A 15,781-nucleotide genomic window follows, 5' to 3' on the forward strand; every position below is an offset into this window, starting at 1 on the left:
TCCTCAGGATGACGGGAATGTATATTGCTCAAAACCGCTTGATCGCGAGGACCTCGCTGCCGGCGGCTTTGATCCTGGCGATCGCGGCGTGCGTGCTCTCCACCGCCGTTGCCATGTGATGCGCGTTGGCGTGCACGATCGTCGTGGCGTCGCGCACGATCGCGACATGGCCCTTCCAGAAGATCAGGTCGCCGCGTTGCAGCTGCTTCGATTCGGCAGACGTCAATTCGCGGCCGAGCCCGTCCTGCTGCATGTCGCTGTCGCGCGGGCAGCCGGTGCCGGCGGCGGTCAGCGCGATCTGCACCAGGCCGGAGCAATCGATGCCGAGGCTCGATTTGCCGCCCCACAGATACGGCGTGCCGACGAATTGCTCGGCGATCGCGACGAAATCACCTGCCATCGTGGCAAGCGGCGCGAGATGCTGGCGCGGCAGGTGCCAGCCTTCGCGGGTCACCGCGAACGCGCCGTCCTCGCGGACGATCGCAAGCTTCGTCCCCAGCGCCAGCGCCTCGACCGGCGGCTGCTTGATCGACGGGCCCGGAAACGCCAGCGTGCGCAGCGCCGTGACCTTGTGCGTCGGGACGGCGCCGGGCGTCGTCAGGGCGGCCTCGGGAATCCACCCGACATAGCCGTCATCGGCGAGCTGGCCCCAGGCCCAGCCTTCGCCGTTGCGATCATAGACCGTGACCCGCTCGCCCCGGAGCGCCTGCGTCATCTGTTCGGCATCGGCCGCGGGGGCCTGGCGCAGCGGCGCGATGGCGTCAAAAACCTCGAAGGCCTCGCCCTCGACGAAGCGCAGGGCCTCGACCTTGCCCTCGAGATATTTCGCGGCGAGGTCGGCGCGGGCCGGCGTCAGTCTGACATCATGCATAGCGCTGGCTCAGCAATTTGTAGATCGCGCGCGCGGCCTGGCACTCGCCGCCTTCGGGACGGCCGGGCTTTGCCGACGGCGTCCAGCCGTAGATGTCGACGTGCAGCCAGCTCCTCGCGTGCTCGACGAAGCGCTGCAGGAATAGCGCGCAGGTGATCGAGCCCGCGAAACCACCCGACGGTGCGTTGGTGATGTCGGCGGTCTTGGAGTCGAGCCAGGCGTCGTAGGCCGGCCACAGCGGCATCCGCCACAATGGGTCGTTCTCGCTCTTCGCACAAGATGCAACGTCGCCGGCGAGCGCCTCGTCATTGGTGTAGAACGGCGGCAGATCCGGGCCCAGCGCCACCCGCGCGGCGCCGGTCAGCGTGCCCAGGTCGATCAAGAGATCGGGCGTCTCCTCGTCGGCGAGCGCCAGCGCGTCGGCGAGCACCAGCCGCCCTTCGGCGTCGGTGTTGCCGATCTCGACGGTGATGCCCTTGCGCGACTTGAAGATGTCGAGCGGGCGGAACGCGTTGCCGGCCACCGCGTTCTCGACCGCCGGGATCAGCACGCGCAGCCGCAGCTTCAGCTTCGCGTCCATCACCATCTGGGCCAGCGCCAGCACGTTGGCTGCGCCGCCCATGTCCTTCTTCATAATGAGCATGCCGCTCGACGGCTTGAGATCGAGCCCGCCGGTGTCGAAGCAGACGCCCTTGCCGACCAGCGTCACCTTCGGATGGGCGGGGTCGCCCCAGCTCAGCTCGATCAGCCGCGGCGACCGCGTCGACGCCATGCCGACGGCGTGGATCAGCGGGAAGTTCTGCGCGAGCTCGTCGCCGTCGATGCAATTGAAGGCAGCGCCGAACCGCGTCGCGAGGTCGCGCGCCACCTCGGCGAGCTCGGCCGGCCCCATGTCGTTGGACGGTGTGTTGATGAGATCGCGCGCCAGCGCTGCGGCATCCGCCATCCGGGTGATCTCCGCCGTGTCGATGCCATCGGGCGGCACCAGGCGGACCTCGGGAATCTTGTTCGTGCGATAGCGGCCGAAGCGATAGCAGCCGAGCGCGAAGGCGAGGGCGGCAAGTCTGGTGTCATGCGGTGCATTGGCGAAGCGGTAGACGCCCGGCGGCAGCAGGCCGGGCAGGGCGCCGGGCCGGAACGGATCGCGCGCCTTGTGGTCGGCGTCCTCGAGACCGAACAGCACCTGCGCGATGCCGCCGTCTGCCGCCGGCAGGACGAGCAATTTGCCGGGCTTGGCCGCAAAGTCATTGGCCGCCGCGAACTGGCGCGCCGGCGCCGGCAGCTCGCCCCGAATCGCATCCCATGTCGCCTTGGTGACGAAGGTGATCGGCGTGGCGGCGGTCGTAGCGGTCTCGAACACGGATGGCATGCGGCTCTCGGCTGTTCTGGCGTCGTTGGTGGGCTACTACACGCCTTTCGCCACGGATGGTAGCGCGCCAACGGTTCAGGCGCCGTGCAGGGCCGGAACCGGCGGGCCGGTTATCACGCCGCCAGTTAACCAGACGTTAGGGTTAACAGTCTATTGCTGGCACGCTCGGCTGGAACCGTTCGCCCGATTTCGTGAGTCACAGTGCCATGCGTCGACAGTCCAATTTGACCCGGCATCTCGCTTCCGCAGCCCTCCTGACGGTCCTGGCCGCAGGGCTTGGCGGTTGCCAGACCATGTCCGACGTGGCGGGATCGATCACCTCCCGGTCCGATCCCACGCCCGATGATCCGCGCCGCGCCGTCGAGGTCTATGGCGAGCGCTACCGCAAGAATCCCAAGGATGTCGCCGCCGCGGTCGGCTACGGTCAGGCCCTGCGCATGACCGGACAGCGCTCGCAGGCCTGCGCCGTGCTCGAGCAGGCCACGATCGCCAACCCCGGCAACAAGGCGCTGCTCGCCGCCTATGGCCGCGCGCTGGCCGACAACGGCAATTCGCAGGCTGCATTCGACGTGCTGAGCCGCGCGCACAGCCCGGACAATCCGGACTGGCGGATCCTGTCGGTGCAGGGCACCACGCTCGACAAGATGAACCGGCACGAGGAGGCGCGGCGCTATTACGCCAGTGCGCTCAGGCTGGCTCCGGACGAGCCGTCGGTGCTGTCCAATCTCGGCCTGTCCTACATGCTGACCAAGGATTTGCCGAAAGCGGAAGAGACGCTGCGCCAGGCCTATGCCAGCGCCCGCGCCGACACCCGGATCCGGCAGAACCTTGCGCTGGTCGTTGGCCTGCAGGGCCGCTTCGCGGAGGCCGAAACGATCGTCAAGGCCGACCTGCCGTCGGATGAGGCCGCGGCCAACGTCGCCTATCTCCGCGACATGCTGAACCGCAAGGACGGGCCGCGGACCGCATCGCGCGCGGCGCCGGTCGTCGCCAAGGACGACTAAACCAAACGTGGCAGCTCGACCTCCCCTTGAAAAGGGGAGGTCGCTTTGCTCGCCAGAGCAAAGCGGGTGGGGATCATCTCTCTCCACGAGAAGCGGTGTCTGCGGTTGGCCCCCATCCCGACCTTCCAAGGGCAGGGCCATCGCATAGGCGCCCGATCCCTCCACAAACTCGTCATGCCCGGCCTTGTGCCGGGCATCCACGTCTTGGCTTCCGCGTAAGAAAGACGTGGATGGCCGGGACAAGCCCGGCCATGACGAATATGGAAATGGCAGCGAAGATGTTCGCTGCCGTTTGCGATCGCCACGCCTTTTAGGGGGAAGGAGAAGGCTGCCTGTGCGGTCCGCTGCGGCGCAGCTCAATGCATGGTGGCGATCTTGATGTAGGACGGGCCGAGGATCACGATGAACAGGCAGGGCAGGAAGAACAGGATCATCGGCACCGTCAGCTTGGGCGGCAGTGCCGCGGCCTTCTTCTCGGCCTCGTTCATCCGCATGTCGCGGTTTTCCTGCGCCATCACGCGCAGGCTCTGGCCGAGCGGCGTGCCGTAGCGTTCGGATTGCTGCAGGGCCATGCACACCGACTTCACGCCTTCGAGGCCGGTGCGGCGCGCCAGGTTCTCGTAGGCGGTCTTGCGGTCCTGCAAATAGGACAGTTCCGCGGTCGTCAGCGCAAACTCCTCCGACAGCGCGACCGACTGCCCGGCGATCTCGTTGGCCACCTTCCGGAATGCGACCTCGACCGACATGCCCGACTCGATGCAGATCAGCAGCAGGTCGAGCGAATCCGGGAAGGCGCGCTTGATCTGGAGCTGGCGCTTGGTGATCGCGTTCTTCAGGAACAGCATCGGCGCCTGCAGGCCGGCATAGGCCGCGCCGACGCAGATCCCGATCTTGAGCGTGAGCGACCAGTTCGCGCCGGCAATGAAGAACGTATAGATGATCGCGCCGATCAGCATCAGGATCGGCGTGACCGCGCGCGCCGCCAGAAAATAGACGTACGGAGCGTGGCCGCGATAGCCCGCCATCACGAGCTTCTCGATTGCCGCTTCCTGAGCCAGCCATTTGGTGAGGTTCAGGTCATCCACCATCTTGGAGACGGCCTGCTTCGGCGTCTGGCGCAGTGTCACCTTTTCCGACTTGGAGAGACGGTCGCGCTCGCGCTGCCGGAGGCGCTCGCGCTCGCTGGCGACCGCCTTCATGCGCTTGTTGAGATCGCCGCCGGCGAGCAGCGGCATCACCAGCGTGTAGACCGTCGCGCTTGTCGCGAAGAAGGCAAGCAGCATGGTCATGAACCTGACGTCGTGGAGCTTGGCGACCAGAAAATCAATCATGCTGCACCGTCAGAAATCGAAGTTGATCATCTTCTTCATCACCAGCACGCCCATCGACATCCAGATCGCGCAGGCGACCAGCATGAGCTGGCCCATCGAATTGGTCCACAGCAGGGCGATGTAGTCCGGCGTCGTCAGGAACACGAGGATCATCACGATCGGCGGCAGCGAGCCGATGATGGCGGCGGAGGCCTTCGCTTCCATCGACATCGCCTGGATCTTCTCGGCCATCTTCTTGCGGTCGCGCAGCACCCTCGACAGGTTGCCGAGCGCTTCCGACAAATTGCCGCCGGACTTCTGCTGGATCGCGATCACGATGCCGAAGAAGTTGGCCTCCGGCAGCGGCATCCGCTCGTAGAGCCGGGCACAGGCTTCGCCGAGCGGCATGCCGATCGCCTGGGTCTCGATGATGGCGAGAAACTCGCTGCGCAGCGGCTCCGGCGCGTCGTTGACGACCGCCTTGAGCGATTCGAACAGCGGCAGGCCGGCCTTGATGCCGCGCACGATGACGTCGACGGCGTCAGGCAGCGACTTCAGGAACGCCTTTTCCCGCCGCTTCTTCAGGAAGCCGAGCAGCCAGCGCGGCACGCCGAGACCCATGGCAAAGCCGATGCCGGCCGCGCCGAGCATGCCGCCGCCGGCCAGGAATGCCGCGCCGAACCCGAACAGGCCGAGAGCGCCGGAGATCATCCAGAACTTCTGCTCCGACCACTCCAGTCCCGCCTGCGAGATGCGCAGGCCGAGGGGGACTTTCTTGTCCTTCTGCCGCCGCGCCTCGAGCTCCTTCAACGATCCTTCGACCTGCTCGCGGCGGGAGCGTTGCGTGCGGTCGGCATTTCGTGTCGTCGTGGGCTCGCTGCGCGCCACCGACGCGCGCCGCGACTCGGCCTTCTTCTCCCCCGAAAGGTAGGGATACAGGAAGACCCAGGCGATGCCGCCGACCGTCGTGGCGGCGAGGAAGGCGAGAGCCAGAGTTTGCGTCTGCATCCTGCGTTCCCCTAGACCGGCGCCGGCGCGTCGGAAGCGTCCAGCGCCGCCGCAAGCCGCTTCTCTTCATTGTAGTAGCGCGCACGCTCCCAGAAGCGCGGCCGGCCGATGCCGGTCGAGCGGTGCTTGCCGATGATCTTGCCGTTGGCGTCTTCCCCGACCACGTCGTAGAGGAAGATATCCTGGGTGATGATGGTGTCGCCTTCCATGCCCATCACCTCGGTGATGTGCGTGATGCGGCGCGAACCGTCGCGCAGGCGCGCGGCCTGCACGATGATGTCGACCGAGGCGCAGATCATCTCGCGAATCGTGCGAGACGGAAGCGAGAAGCCGCCCATGGTGATCATGGATTCGCAGCGCGACAATGCTTCGCGCGGATTGTTGGCGTGCAGCGTGCCCATCGAGCCGTCGTGGCCGGTGTTCATGGCCTGCAACAGGTCGAACGCCTCGGGGCCGCGGACTTCGCCGACGATGATGCGTTCCGGGCGCATACGCAGGCAGTTGCGGACCAGTTCGCGCATCGTCACCTGACCCTCGCCTTCGATGTTCGGCGGCCGGGTCTCCAGCCGCACCACATGCGGCTGCTGCAGCTGAAGCTCGGCGGCGTCTTCGCAGGTGATGATGCGTTCGTCGTGCTCGATATAGTTGGTCAGGCAGTTCAGCAGCGTGGTCTTGCCCGAGCCGGTGCCGCCGGAGATGATCACATTGCAGCGGACGCGGCCGATGATCTGCAGGATGGTCGCCCCTTCCGGGGTGATCGCGCCGAACTTGACGAGCTGCTCCAGCGTCAGCTTGTCCTTCTTGAATTTGCGGATGGTGAGCGCGGGCCCGTCGATCGCCAGCGGCGGCACGATGGCGTTGACGCGGGAACCGTCGGCGAGGCGGGCGTCGCAGATCGGCGAGGATTCGTCGACGCGCCGGCCGACCTGGCTGACGATGCGCTGGCAGATGTTGAGAAGCTGCTGGTTGTCGCGAAAGCGGATGCCGGTGCGCTGGATCTTGCCGGCGACTTCGATGAACACGGTGCCTGCGCCGTTGACCATGATGTCGGCGATGTCGTCGCGCGACAGCAGCGGCTCCAGCGGGCCGTAGCCGAGCACGTCGTTGCAGATGTCGTCGAGCAGCTCCTCCTGCTCGGCGATCGACATCACGATGTTCTTGATCGCGATGATCTCGTTGACGATGTCGCGGATTTCCTCGCGCGCCGATTCGCTGTCCAGCTTGGCGAGCTGGGCAAGGTCGATCGCCTCGATCAGGGCGCCGAAGATCGTCGCCTTGACCTGGTAGTAGTTGTCCGAGCGGCGGGCTTCGACGGCGGGAGCAGGCGGTGGCTTGCTCGGCGCCAGCGGCGGCGACGAGATCGCCGGTGCGGCGGACTCGCGCGACATCGCCGGCGCGCCGGCAGGCTCCGGCGCCTGAAACGCGGGCTTGGGTGCCCGCACGTCCCCATCGTTTCCGCTACGCTTACCAAACACGACGTCGTGACTCCACGCGGACCACTATTTGGACCGCAGCTTTTCGAGCAGGGGCGACAGGAAGGACCCCCTCGGCTTCTTGGTCTCGCCGCGGCCTGTCAGCCGCTGCGCCATCTGAAGAAACATCTCGACCGCGCGGTGATTGGCGGAAATCTCGGCGATCATCTGGCCGTTATTGGCGGCCGAACCGAAGATCTGCGGATCGAACGGGATGGCGGCAATCGGCTGGCTTTCGATCGCCTTGGCGAATTCGCCGGCCGCGATCTCGGGACGCTTCGGCACGCCGACCTGGTTCAGGCAGTACAGCGGCGCGCGGTCGTTGGGCCGCGACGCCTTCAGCAGGTCGAACATGTTCTTGGCATTGCGCAGATTGGCAAGGTCGGGCGCCGCCACAATCAGGATGTCGTCGGCTGCGATCAACGCGCGCTTGGTCCAGCCGGACCATTGATGCGGCACGTCGAGCACGATGCAGGGCATCGTGGTCCGCAGCGTATCGAAGATCGCATCGAACGCCTCGGCGCCGAAATCGTAGACCTTGTCGAGCGTCGCCGGCGCCGCCAGCAGGCTCAGATGGTCGGTGCATTTCGACAGCAGGCGGTCGACGAAGGCGGTATCGACGCGGTCCGGCGAGAACACGGCGTCGGCGATGCCCTGCGCGGGATCCTGGTTGTAGTTGAGGCCGGCGGTGCCGAAGGCGAGGTCGAGGTCGGCGACCACGGAATCGAGCGCCAGATCGCGGGCAATCGCCCAGGCGACATTGTGGGCGATGGTCGAGGCGCCGACGCCGCCCTTGGCACCGACGACGGCGACGATGCGGCCGACCGCCTTGGCTTCCGGCGCCGAGAACAGGTTGCAGACCGCGCGCACCACGTCGATCGCATGGGCCGGCGCGATGACGTAATCGCTGACGCCGCGGCGCACCAGTTCGCGATACAGCGTGACATCGTTGACGCGACCGATCACGACCACGCGGGTGCCGGCGTCGCACACCGTTGCAAGCTGATCGAGGCCGGCCAGGATGTCGCCGCGGCCCTCGGTCTCGAGGATGATGACGTTGGGCGTCGGCGCCGAGCGATAGGCCTCGATGGCGGCCGCCATGCCGCCCATCTGGATCTTGAGGTGAGCCTTGGCCAGCCGGCGATCCTCGCCCGCCGACTGCACGGCGGCAGCGGTCTCGACCGTTTCGCAGAACGCCTGGACCGAAACCCGTGGCGCCGGAGCAATATGGTCGTCCACGGCCTGCGGCGGGGCGTCCGTCTGCTCTTCGGAGTTTTGCTGCGCGTAGGTGATCATTTTCCTGTGTCGCTTAGCTTGGCCCTGTCGGACTCGGGATAACTCGTGGCGGTGGTGGTGCCCTTGCGATACTTGTCGAAGGCGATGTTACGACGCGACGTATAGGCAGGGGTCTCCGCGCGCGGCTGCACGAGGTCGGTCGGGTCTTCGACCATGGCTGCAAGGTTGCGCTGATTGGCGCAGCCGAAATTGTAGTACTGCTTGTTCTCGATGTAGGACCCGTTGTGGATCGACGGGCCGAGATCTTCCGGCCAGAGGCCGCACGGCCCGGCGACCGCTTTCATCTTCGGATAGTTCACGCGGATCGCGGGCATCTGGCGCGGATCCTCGGGACGGTATTTGCGAACGAGGATCCCGCGCGGCGGCACGCCGGCGGCGGCGAACGTGGCCTGGATCTCACGCAGCGATTCCTGGGCGGTCCGTGCGTTTGGCGTGTCGGCGGGAACGTCGATGGTGACGGCGCCGGTTCCCTCGCGCATCCAGTCCTGCGCCATCCCCATCACCTCGGCGCGCTGCTCCGCAGTCAGGCCGCCGCGGCTGCGGCCGACGAAGACCACGATCGAGCGATCAGCCTCGGTGACCGCGATCGGGTGACGCTGGCGATAGTCGGCCGGCGCGTTCACCATCGCGAAACTGTTGTCGGCGGCGTGCTGGCAGGCGCCCAGCGTCACCGCGAGGCTGACGAGCGCCCCGGCGAGCGCGATGCCGCGCTGGTAACCGGCGGATGTCCTGGATGTGGTCTGTGTCATCGTCCGCCTCAGTCCGTAATGAAGCCGTAAGTGCCGCGGTAATTCCGCGCCGGCTCGGTGCGGCCGGGCACGCCGTAGACGCGATTGATGCTGCCGAGCAGGTCGGCCTGCGGATCGGACGCGTTGGCGAAGCCGTCATCCGGGCGCGACAGGTCCTTCTGCGCCACCGCGCGAACCACATAGGGCGTCACCAGCACCATCATCTCGGTCTGGTTGTTGACGAAGTCCCGGCTGCGGAACAGCGTTCCGAGCACCGGCAGCGACGCCAGCCCGGGCAGGCCATTGATCGCCTGCTTGGTCTGGTCCTGGATCAGGCCGGCCATCGCCATCGAGCCGCCCGAGGGAATTTCCAGCGTGGTTTCGGCGCGCCGGGTCTTGATCGAGGGGATCGTCGTTCCGCCCGCGCCGCCGGTCAGCGAGTTCTCGGTCGAGACTTCCGACACTTCCGTCATCACGCGCAGGCTGATCCGTCCCTCGGTCAGCACCACGGGCGTGAAGTTGAGCGAAATGCCGAATTTCTTGAAGCTGACGGTCTGAACGCAGTTCCCGATCGCGCCTCCCGTCGTCGTCTGACAGGTCACGCCGGTCGGAATTGGAAATTCGCCGCCCGAGATGAAGGTTGCCGATTCGCCGGAGATCGCGGTCAGGTTCGGCTCGGCGAGCGTCCGCACCACGCCCGCGCTTTCCATGGCGCGGAGCGTCGCCGACACCGACGGAGCCGCGCCGAACGATGTGGTGAGGGCGTTGCCGGGCACCAGCGCCGCGTTGTTCGCCGTGAACGGGTTGTTGTTGGTGAACTTCACCACGGTGGTGCCGTAATTGAGGTTCGCGGTGAGGTCGATGCCGAGCTGCTTGATCAGGCTGCGCGAGACTTCGGCGACCGTCACCTTCAGCATCACCTGGTCGCGGCCGCGAACGGTGATGGAGTTCACGACCTTGTCGGCGCTGCCGACCAGCCGCGTGGCGATCTCGCCGGCCTGCTGTGCTTCGATCGGGCTTGCCGCGCTTCCGGTCAGCATGACGCCCTCGCCGACACCCTCGATCTGGATATCGGCATTCGGCAGTGCGGCGCGCAGGGCCGCGCGCACGCCGTTGAGGTCGCGCTTGACCGCGATGTCATAGGCCGCGATCTGCTGGCCGGCGGCGTCGAAGAACACGATGTTGGTCTGGCCGACCGTCGCGCCGATGATGTAGGCGCGCTGCGCCGAGCGGACCACGGCATTGGCGATCTTGGGATCGGCGACCAGCACATCCTTGATGTCCCTCGGCAGATCGATCACCACCGACTTGCCGACGCCGAGTGCGAGGAAGCGGGCGTTCATCTGGCCGTCGGCCGCGGCGGCGCGGTAGTCGCCCGCCACCACCGGCGTCAGTGCCGGGTTGAGCGTGAGCGCCGCGACGGCCGAGAACGACAATGCGCGGACCATGAAGGCCCGCATCGTCCGTTGAGTTGCCCCGCCCTTCATCACCTGTGTCCTCATGGTCACTTCTGCATCGTTGCCTGGTTGGCAACGCCAAAGCGGATGACGTTGATGGTCTCACCGCGTCTCTGGTGGTTGTCGTCGGTCCTGACGTCGGTCCCGTTGTTGTCGGCGATGCTGCGCAGCGCCAGCGACAGCACACCGCTCTGGCGCGCGCGTGCCAGCGTCTCGGTCTGGTCAGGCTTCAGCTCCAGCGTCACCGTCTTGCCGATCAGCGCGTTGGTGCCGTCCTTCTCCTTCGGCGCCTGGTCGATCGCAAGGACGCGGATATTGGTCAGGATGACCTCGGAATTGACGATGTCGGCGGCGTTGCGGTCGGGATTCTTGTCCCGCTTCGACAGCAGGACGTCGACCCGGTCGTTCGGCAGGATGAAGCCGCCGGCACCGGTCTCGGGCGAGATTTCAGTCGATACCGCCCGCATGCCGCTCGGCAGGATCGCGGCCATGAAGCCGCTTCCGTCGGCCTTGACGAGCTTCTGCTCGCGGATCGGCTCGCCCTGGATGAACGGGGCGCGCGCGATCGAGCCGGTGACGTCCTTGATGGCGTCGGCGTGGCTGTCCTTGCGCATGAAGCTGGCGCTGGCGGTCGCCGCCGGCCAGGTTTGCCACTGCAGATCTTCGGCCTTCACTGCCTGGCCGAGGCCGATGTCGCTACGTGCGACCAGGATGTCGACGGTCGGCAGCTGCGCAACTGGCGGAGGAGCCGCCGGCTTGTCGTCGCTTCCGCTCGCCAAATAAAGCGCCGCAAGGCCGGCGCAGCCTGCAATTGCCAGGACCAGAATGCGGGCCTTATCCATTACGCTTCACTTTCCACATGACGCCGCGACGCTGCCGCCGCCGTGATGGGAGTTGACCAGCTATTCGTCAAAGCATGGTTAATGAGGCGTATCTAAATCGCCTTAACGAGCGGTTACCGCTGCTTTCTCAGCGCATCGCGAAGTGCGCGAGATCGATCGTCTTGATCCAGTCCGTCTCGGGATAGATCAGCAGGGCGCCGAGGGCGAGCGCGATGCCGTAGGGAATTCCGGTCTGCTTGTCGTGCAGGCGGCTGAGCCAGGCCTGGGACGCGAGCGGGTAGGGCAGAGGCCATTGCCGCAGCTGCAGCAGGAGCACGGTCAGCGCACCGCCGAACAGCGACGCAAAGACCAGATAGGGCAGCAGGTGCTCGAACCCGAACCACAGGCCGGCCGCGGCCGCCACCTTCGCGTCTCCGCCGCCGACCCAGCCCATCGCGAACATGCCGAACGCCACCACGAGAACCAGCGCGCCTGCGCCGGCATGGGTGAGGATATCGTGGACGCCCATCCCGGTCAGCGGCGCCAGGACAAAGAAGCCCGCCACCAGTGCCAGCGAAATCCGGTTCGGGATCGTCATGGTCAAGAGATCGCTCGCCGCCGCAAAGGCCATCAGGGCCGGAAACAGCATCAAGCGTGCGATGTCGAGGATCATGAATTCATGCCGTCAAGCTGGAGCTGCGGTCGAGACCCGACGCTAGCGGCCAATGGTGAACAATCGGAAAAGGATCGCCGGCACCATCAACGGAGGCTGCCGATCGGCCCCCGACAAATAGCAAAGGTCCCGGGATCGCCGGGACCTTTGCTGCGAATTCGTCGAAGCCGGCTTACTTCAGCGAGCCCGAGATCGAGTTGAAGGTACCCGAGAGCTTCGTGCCGACGCCGTTGACTGCAGCGATGATCGCGATGGCGATACCGGTGGCGATCAGGCCGTACTCGATGGCGGTCGCGCCCGATTCGTCCTTCACGAAGCGCGAAACGAGGTTCTTCATAAAATCACTCCTGTGTACACGTGGCTGGTCGAACTAGATTTGGTCTCGCCGGCGTTCTCAGCACCGTGACCATTGCGGCACCCTAGTGTTGGACGATTTCGGCGCAGTTAATTTGATCGCATAAACTCTGCGGGAACCCGCAGTTGTTGCGCACAGTAAATTTGGCATTAAGCGGTCCGCTAAAATTGCAGACTGTTGCTGCGATCGGGCGCCTGGGCCTATTCACGGCTCCTTAAGCGCACATCTATACCCATGGGGCTTCCGCACTATGAGGCTGCCATGTCCACCCTTCCGATCGAAGTCATCGAGATGCTCGGCCAGACGATGATGAGGGTGGTGCCGATCACGATCGGCCTCGCGTTGTTCTTCACGGTGCTGACCCACTTCTGGGCCTGCAATCCCGGCAAGCCGTGGTGGCAGAAGCGCGAGCTGGTCACGGACATCTGCTACTGGTTCTTCGTGCCGGTATTCGCCCGCGTGCTGCGCATCGGGCTGCTGGTGGTGGGCGCGGCCGCGGTGTTCGACGTGCACGGTGCCGACGAGCTGATCTCGTTCTACGAGAACGGACACGGCCCGCTGGCGCAGCTGCCGCTCTGGCTGCAATCGATCATCTTCCTGGTCGCTTCCGACTTCATGCTGTACTGGCTGCACCGGATGTTTCACGGCGGCGGCTTCTGGAAGTACCACGCCATTCATCATTCCTCCGAGGATCTCGAATGGATCTCGGCGGCGCGCTTCCATCCCGTCAATCTGCTGATCGGCACGATCTCGGTCGACGTGATCCTGCTGATGGCCGGCATCTCGCCGAACATCATGCTGTGGGTCGGTCCTTTCACCACATTCCACTCCGCCTTCGTGCACGCCAACCTGAACTGGACGCTCGGCCCGTTCAAATATGTGATCGCCACGCCGGTGTTTCATCGCTGGCATCACACTGCGCTCGAGGAAGGTGGCGACACCAATTTCGCCGGCACGTTTCCGCTCTGGGACATTCTGTTCGGGACATTCCGCATGCCCGAAGGCAAGCTTCCGGATGATTACGGCGTCGACGCCGAGCAGGGCGTGCCGGCCGAAATCGGCGGACAGCTGGCCTATCCGTTCCGTCATTGACCGGACCGTGCGCGCATGAGTGCTGAGACCGCAACCGTCCCGCAGGCGCGGTCCTCGGTGTTCGCCGAAGTCCCGGCCTGGTTCTGGATGGCGTGCGGCGTCTATGCGCTGCTGCTGGTCGTCGGCGACAGGCTGCTGGCCGATTCCGACACCTACTGGCAGATTGCCGTCGGCCGGTGGATCCTCGACCACCGTGCATTGCCGTCGGTCGATATCTATTCCTTCACCAAGGCGGGTCAGCCTTGGGTGTCGTCGTCCTGGCTGGCGCAGGTCCTGTTCGCGAAGGCCTACGACCTTGCCGGGTGGACCGGGCCCGCGGCGCTGGCCGCGGCCTGCGGCGCCGCCACCTTCGCACTGCTCACCGCCATCCTCAGCCGCGCGCTGCCGGCCATCCATGCCAGCCTGATCGCGCTGGCGGCGCTGGTGCTGACATGCGGGCATCTGCTGGCCCGTCCGCATGTGCTTGCGCTGCCGGTCATGATGGTTTGGGCGAACGGACTGATGGTCGCCAGCGAACGCCGCGAGGCCCCCTCGCTCTGGCTGCTGCCGCTGATCGCGCTCTGGGCCAATCTGCATGGCGGTTTTCTGTTCGGCCTGGTGCTGGCCGGCGCCTTCGCGCTCGATGCGCTGTGGAACGCCGCGCCGGCGCAAAGATGGCCGCTGGCGCTGCGCTGGGCCGCATTCGGCCTCGGCGCGCTGGCCGCGTGCTGCGTGACGCCCTATGGCTGGGGGACGATCCTCGCCTCGCTCAGGATTCTCAGCCTCGGTGAACTGCTGCATCTCATCGCGGAGTGGATGCCGGCGAGTTTCAGCCACGTCGATGCGTTCGAGCTGACCATTCTCGGCCTGATCGGCGGGGCGCTCTTTTGCGGGGTGAGGCTGCCGCTGCCGCGGATCGCCCTGGCGCTCGGCCTGCTGCACATGGCGCTATCCCATGTCAGGAATCTCGAACTCTTTGCTCTGCTGCTGCCGCTGGCCGTGCTGACGCCGGTGGCAACCCAGTTCGGCCTGCGTGCCGCAGGCGTGGTCCGGCTGAAGGCCATGCCGGCCGCGATGCTGATCGCCGCGCTCTGCGTCTCGACCTGGTTCGTTGCGGCGCGTTGGGACATGTCGCCGCCGCCGATCCATTCGCCCGCTGCCGCCGTCGACGCGCTGAAGGCGCACAACGTGCAGCGCGTGCTCAATGATCTGCAGTTCGGCGGCTATCTGATCTGGCGTCAGGTGCCGGTGTTCGTCGACGGCCGTGCCGAGCTTTACGGCGAGAGCTTCGAGATGGCCTATTACCGTGCGCTCCAGCTCAAGGACGTCAACGGCTTCCTCGATCTGCTCAAGACCTACAGAATCGATGCGGTGATGCTCGATCCGGCAACGCCCGCCTCCAGATTTCTCGATCACATCGCCGGATGGCAGCGCCTCTACGCCGACGATCGCGTGGTGGTGCATGTGCGTGCTGCCGGCTAGGCGGCGGTCCCCGCGGGGGGCGTTTTTCCGCCGGATCACCGGGCCGGTGGCCGATCCGTTCCGGAAGTCGTGGCATCCGCGCAATTCGGCGATCGATTTTTGCTCTTCTTAAATGAATTGTCGTCAGATTTGCCTGCGTCGGGCGCCGGTCCGCTGCGTATCGCTTTTTGCCGGCTTGTTAACGTCCCGGGGTAGGATATGTCGTTTCAGTCCCAGCGTATTCGCGCCGTCGCGCGCATCGGATTCATCTCGCTGGCCGCAGCCGTTCTGCTGTGGCCCGCATTCGCAACGGCAGCGCCGGATCCGGACCGGATTGCGGTCAATGTCGATCAGGCCAAGCTCGTCAAGCTGCCCGGCGGCATCTCCACCATCGTGGTCGGCAACCCGCTGATCGCCGACGTCACCCTGCAGAATGGCGGCGTTGTCGTCGTGACCGGCAAGGGCTACGGCGCGACCAACTTCATCGCACTCGACCGCTCCGGCCAGGTGCTGGTGGATCGCCAGATCCAGGTCGAGGGTCCGACCGACCAGCTTGTTACCGTCTATCGCGGCGTCGATCGCGAGACTTACAGCTGCATGCCGGTCTGCCAGCGCCGCATCACCCTCGGCGATGGCGAGACCTACTTCAAGTCGACCATGGATCAGGCAGGCTCGCTCAACAGCCAGGCCTCCGGCTCGGGCGCGGCCGCGAAGCCGCAGAACTAGCGTGTCCGCGCCGGCGCTTCACACGCCGGGGCAGCCGCCGGCAGCAGGCGGTTCATCCGACATGGTTAAGAAAGGCCTGACGGATCGGGTCACTCTGTCCCGATCCGGCGAAATACTTCGACAATGAGTCTTGGGTAGTTGTTGTCGCCATGTTGATCC

At 65.8% G+C, this 15,781-nt stretch carries 15 protein-coding genes; 4 read left to right on the forward strand and 11 right to left on the reverse strand.

Going from position 1 to position 15,781, the window contains the following annotated elements:
* Positions 1-28: 28 nt before the first annotated feature.
* Positions 29-871 (reverse strand): C40 family peptidase, encoded by an 843-nt coding sequence (locus XI02_RS05645; protein WP_016842630.1) that lies wholly within the window; start codon positions 869-871, stop codon positions 29-31.
* A complete protein-coding gene (locus XI02_RS05650) occupies positions 864-2,240 on the reverse strand; it encodes a M17 family metallopeptidase (protein ID WP_069279342.1) in 1,377 nt (458 codons plus the stop codon). Before XI02_RS05650 ends, XI02_RS05645 begins: the two co-directional genes overlap by 8 nt.
* A gap of 206 nt (positions 2,241-2,446) precedes the next feature.
* Between XI02_RS05650 and XI02_RS05655 the strand changes: the two genes are divergently transcribed.
* Positions 2,447-3,244, forward strand: coding sequence for a tetratricopeptide repeat protein (locus tag XI02_RS05655; RefSeq protein ID WP_016842632.1), 798 nt, complete (start codon positions 2,447-2,449; stop codon positions 3,242-3,244).
* A gap of 356 nt (positions 3,245-3,600) precedes the next feature.
* Here XI02_RS05655 and XI02_RS05660 read toward each other — a convergent pair whose 3' ends face one another.
* The 9 genes from XI02_RS05660 to XI02_RS05700 all read right to left on the reverse strand — a co-directional run bounded on the left by XI02_RS05660 (position 3,601) and on the right by XI02_RS05700 (position 12,346).
* Positions 3,601-4,575: a type II secretion system F family protein gene (locus tag XI02_RS05660; RefSeq protein WP_016842633.1), complete on the reverse strand. Its 975-nt coding sequence runs from the start codon at positions 4,573-4,575 to the stop codon at positions 3,601-3,603.
* Positions 4,576-4,584: 9 nt separating this feature from the next.
* Positions 4,585-5,562 carry a type II secretion system F family protein gene (locus XI02_RS05665; protein ID WP_069279341.1) on the reverse strand — a complete coding sequence of 326 codons (978 nt, stop codon included), beginning with the start codon at positions 5,560-5,562 and terminating at the stop codon, positions 4,585-4,587.
* Positions 5,563-5,573: 11 nt separating this feature from the next.
* The gene (locus tag XI02_RS05670; RefSeq protein ID WP_026192174.1) at positions 5,574-7,037 is read right to left on the reverse strand and encodes a CpaF family protein; all 1,464 of its coding nucleotides are present in this window, start codon (positions 7,035-7,037) and stop codon (positions 5,574-5,576) included.
* A gap of 24 nt (positions 7,038-7,061) precedes the next feature.
* Entirely contained in the window at positions 7,062-8,330 is a 1,269-nt protein-coding gene (locus XI02_RS05675; protein ID WP_018269598.1) for an AAA family ATPase, read from the reverse strand.
* A complete protein-coding gene (locus XI02_RS05680; protein WP_018269599.1) occupies positions 8,327-9,079 on the reverse strand; it encodes a CpaD family pilus assembly protein in 753 nt (250 codons plus the stop codon). The genes XI02_RS05675 and XI02_RS05680 overlap by 4 nt, the downstream gene beginning before the upstream one ends.
* 8 nt (positions 9,080-9,087) lie before the next feature.
* Positions 9,088-10,560, reverse strand: coding sequence for a type II and III secretion system protein family protein (locus XI02_RS05685; protein ID WP_141713577.1), 1,473 nt, complete (start codon positions 10,558-10,560; stop codon positions 9,088-9,090).
* 2 nt (positions 10,561-10,562) lie between these two features.
* A complete protein-coding gene (gene cpaB / locus XI02_RS05690; RefSeq protein WP_016842640.1) occupies positions 10,563-11,357 on the reverse strand; it encodes a Flp pilus assembly protein CpaB in 795 nt (264 codons plus the stop codon).
* Between the two features lie 127 nt (positions 11,358-11,484).
* Positions 11,485-12,009 carry a prepilin peptidase gene (locus XI02_RS05695; RefSeq protein ID WP_028342284.1) on the reverse strand — a complete coding sequence of 175 codons (525 nt, stop codon included), beginning with the start codon at positions 12,007-12,009 and terminating at the stop codon, positions 11,485-11,487.
* Between the two features lie 172 nt (positions 12,010-12,181).
* Positions 12,182-12,346, reverse strand: a complete 165-nt coding sequence (locus XI02_RS05700; RefSeq protein ID WP_016842642.1) for a Flp family type IVb pilin — start codon at positions 12,344-12,346, stop codon at positions 12,182-12,184.
* A 279-nt stretch (positions 12,347-12,625) separates the two neighbouring features.
* Between XI02_RS05700 and XI02_RS05705 the strand changes: the two genes are divergently transcribed.
* The 3 genes from XI02_RS05705 (at position 12,626) to XI02_RS05715 (ending at position 15,622) form a co-directional block, all read left to right on the forward strand.
* Positions 12,626-13,456, forward strand: a complete 831-nt coding sequence (locus XI02_RS05705) for a sterol desaturase family protein (RefSeq protein WP_026192176.1) — start codon at positions 12,626-12,628, stop codon at positions 13,454-13,456.
* A gap of 15 nt (positions 13,457-13,471) precedes the next feature.
* Positions 13,472-14,917 (forward strand): hypothetical protein, encoded by a 1,446-nt coding sequence (locus tag XI02_RS05710; RefSeq protein ID WP_172648871.1) that lies wholly within the window; start codon positions 13,472-13,474, stop codon positions 14,915-14,917.
* Between the two features lie 198 nt (positions 14,918-15,115).
* On the forward strand, positions 15,116-15,622 hold the full coding sequence (locus XI02_RS05715; RefSeq protein ID WP_016842645.1) for a pilus assembly protein N-terminal domain-containing protein: 507 nt from the start codon (positions 15,116-15,118) through the stop codon (positions 15,620-15,622).
* Positions 15,623-15,781 lie beyond the last annotated feature (159 nt).

Source organism: Bradyrhizobium sp. CCBAU 21365 (genome assembly GCF_015291305.1).
GTDB lineage: Bacteria > Pseudomonadota > Alphaproteobacteria > Rhizobiales > Xanthobacteraceae > Bradyrhizobium > Bradyrhizobium elkanii.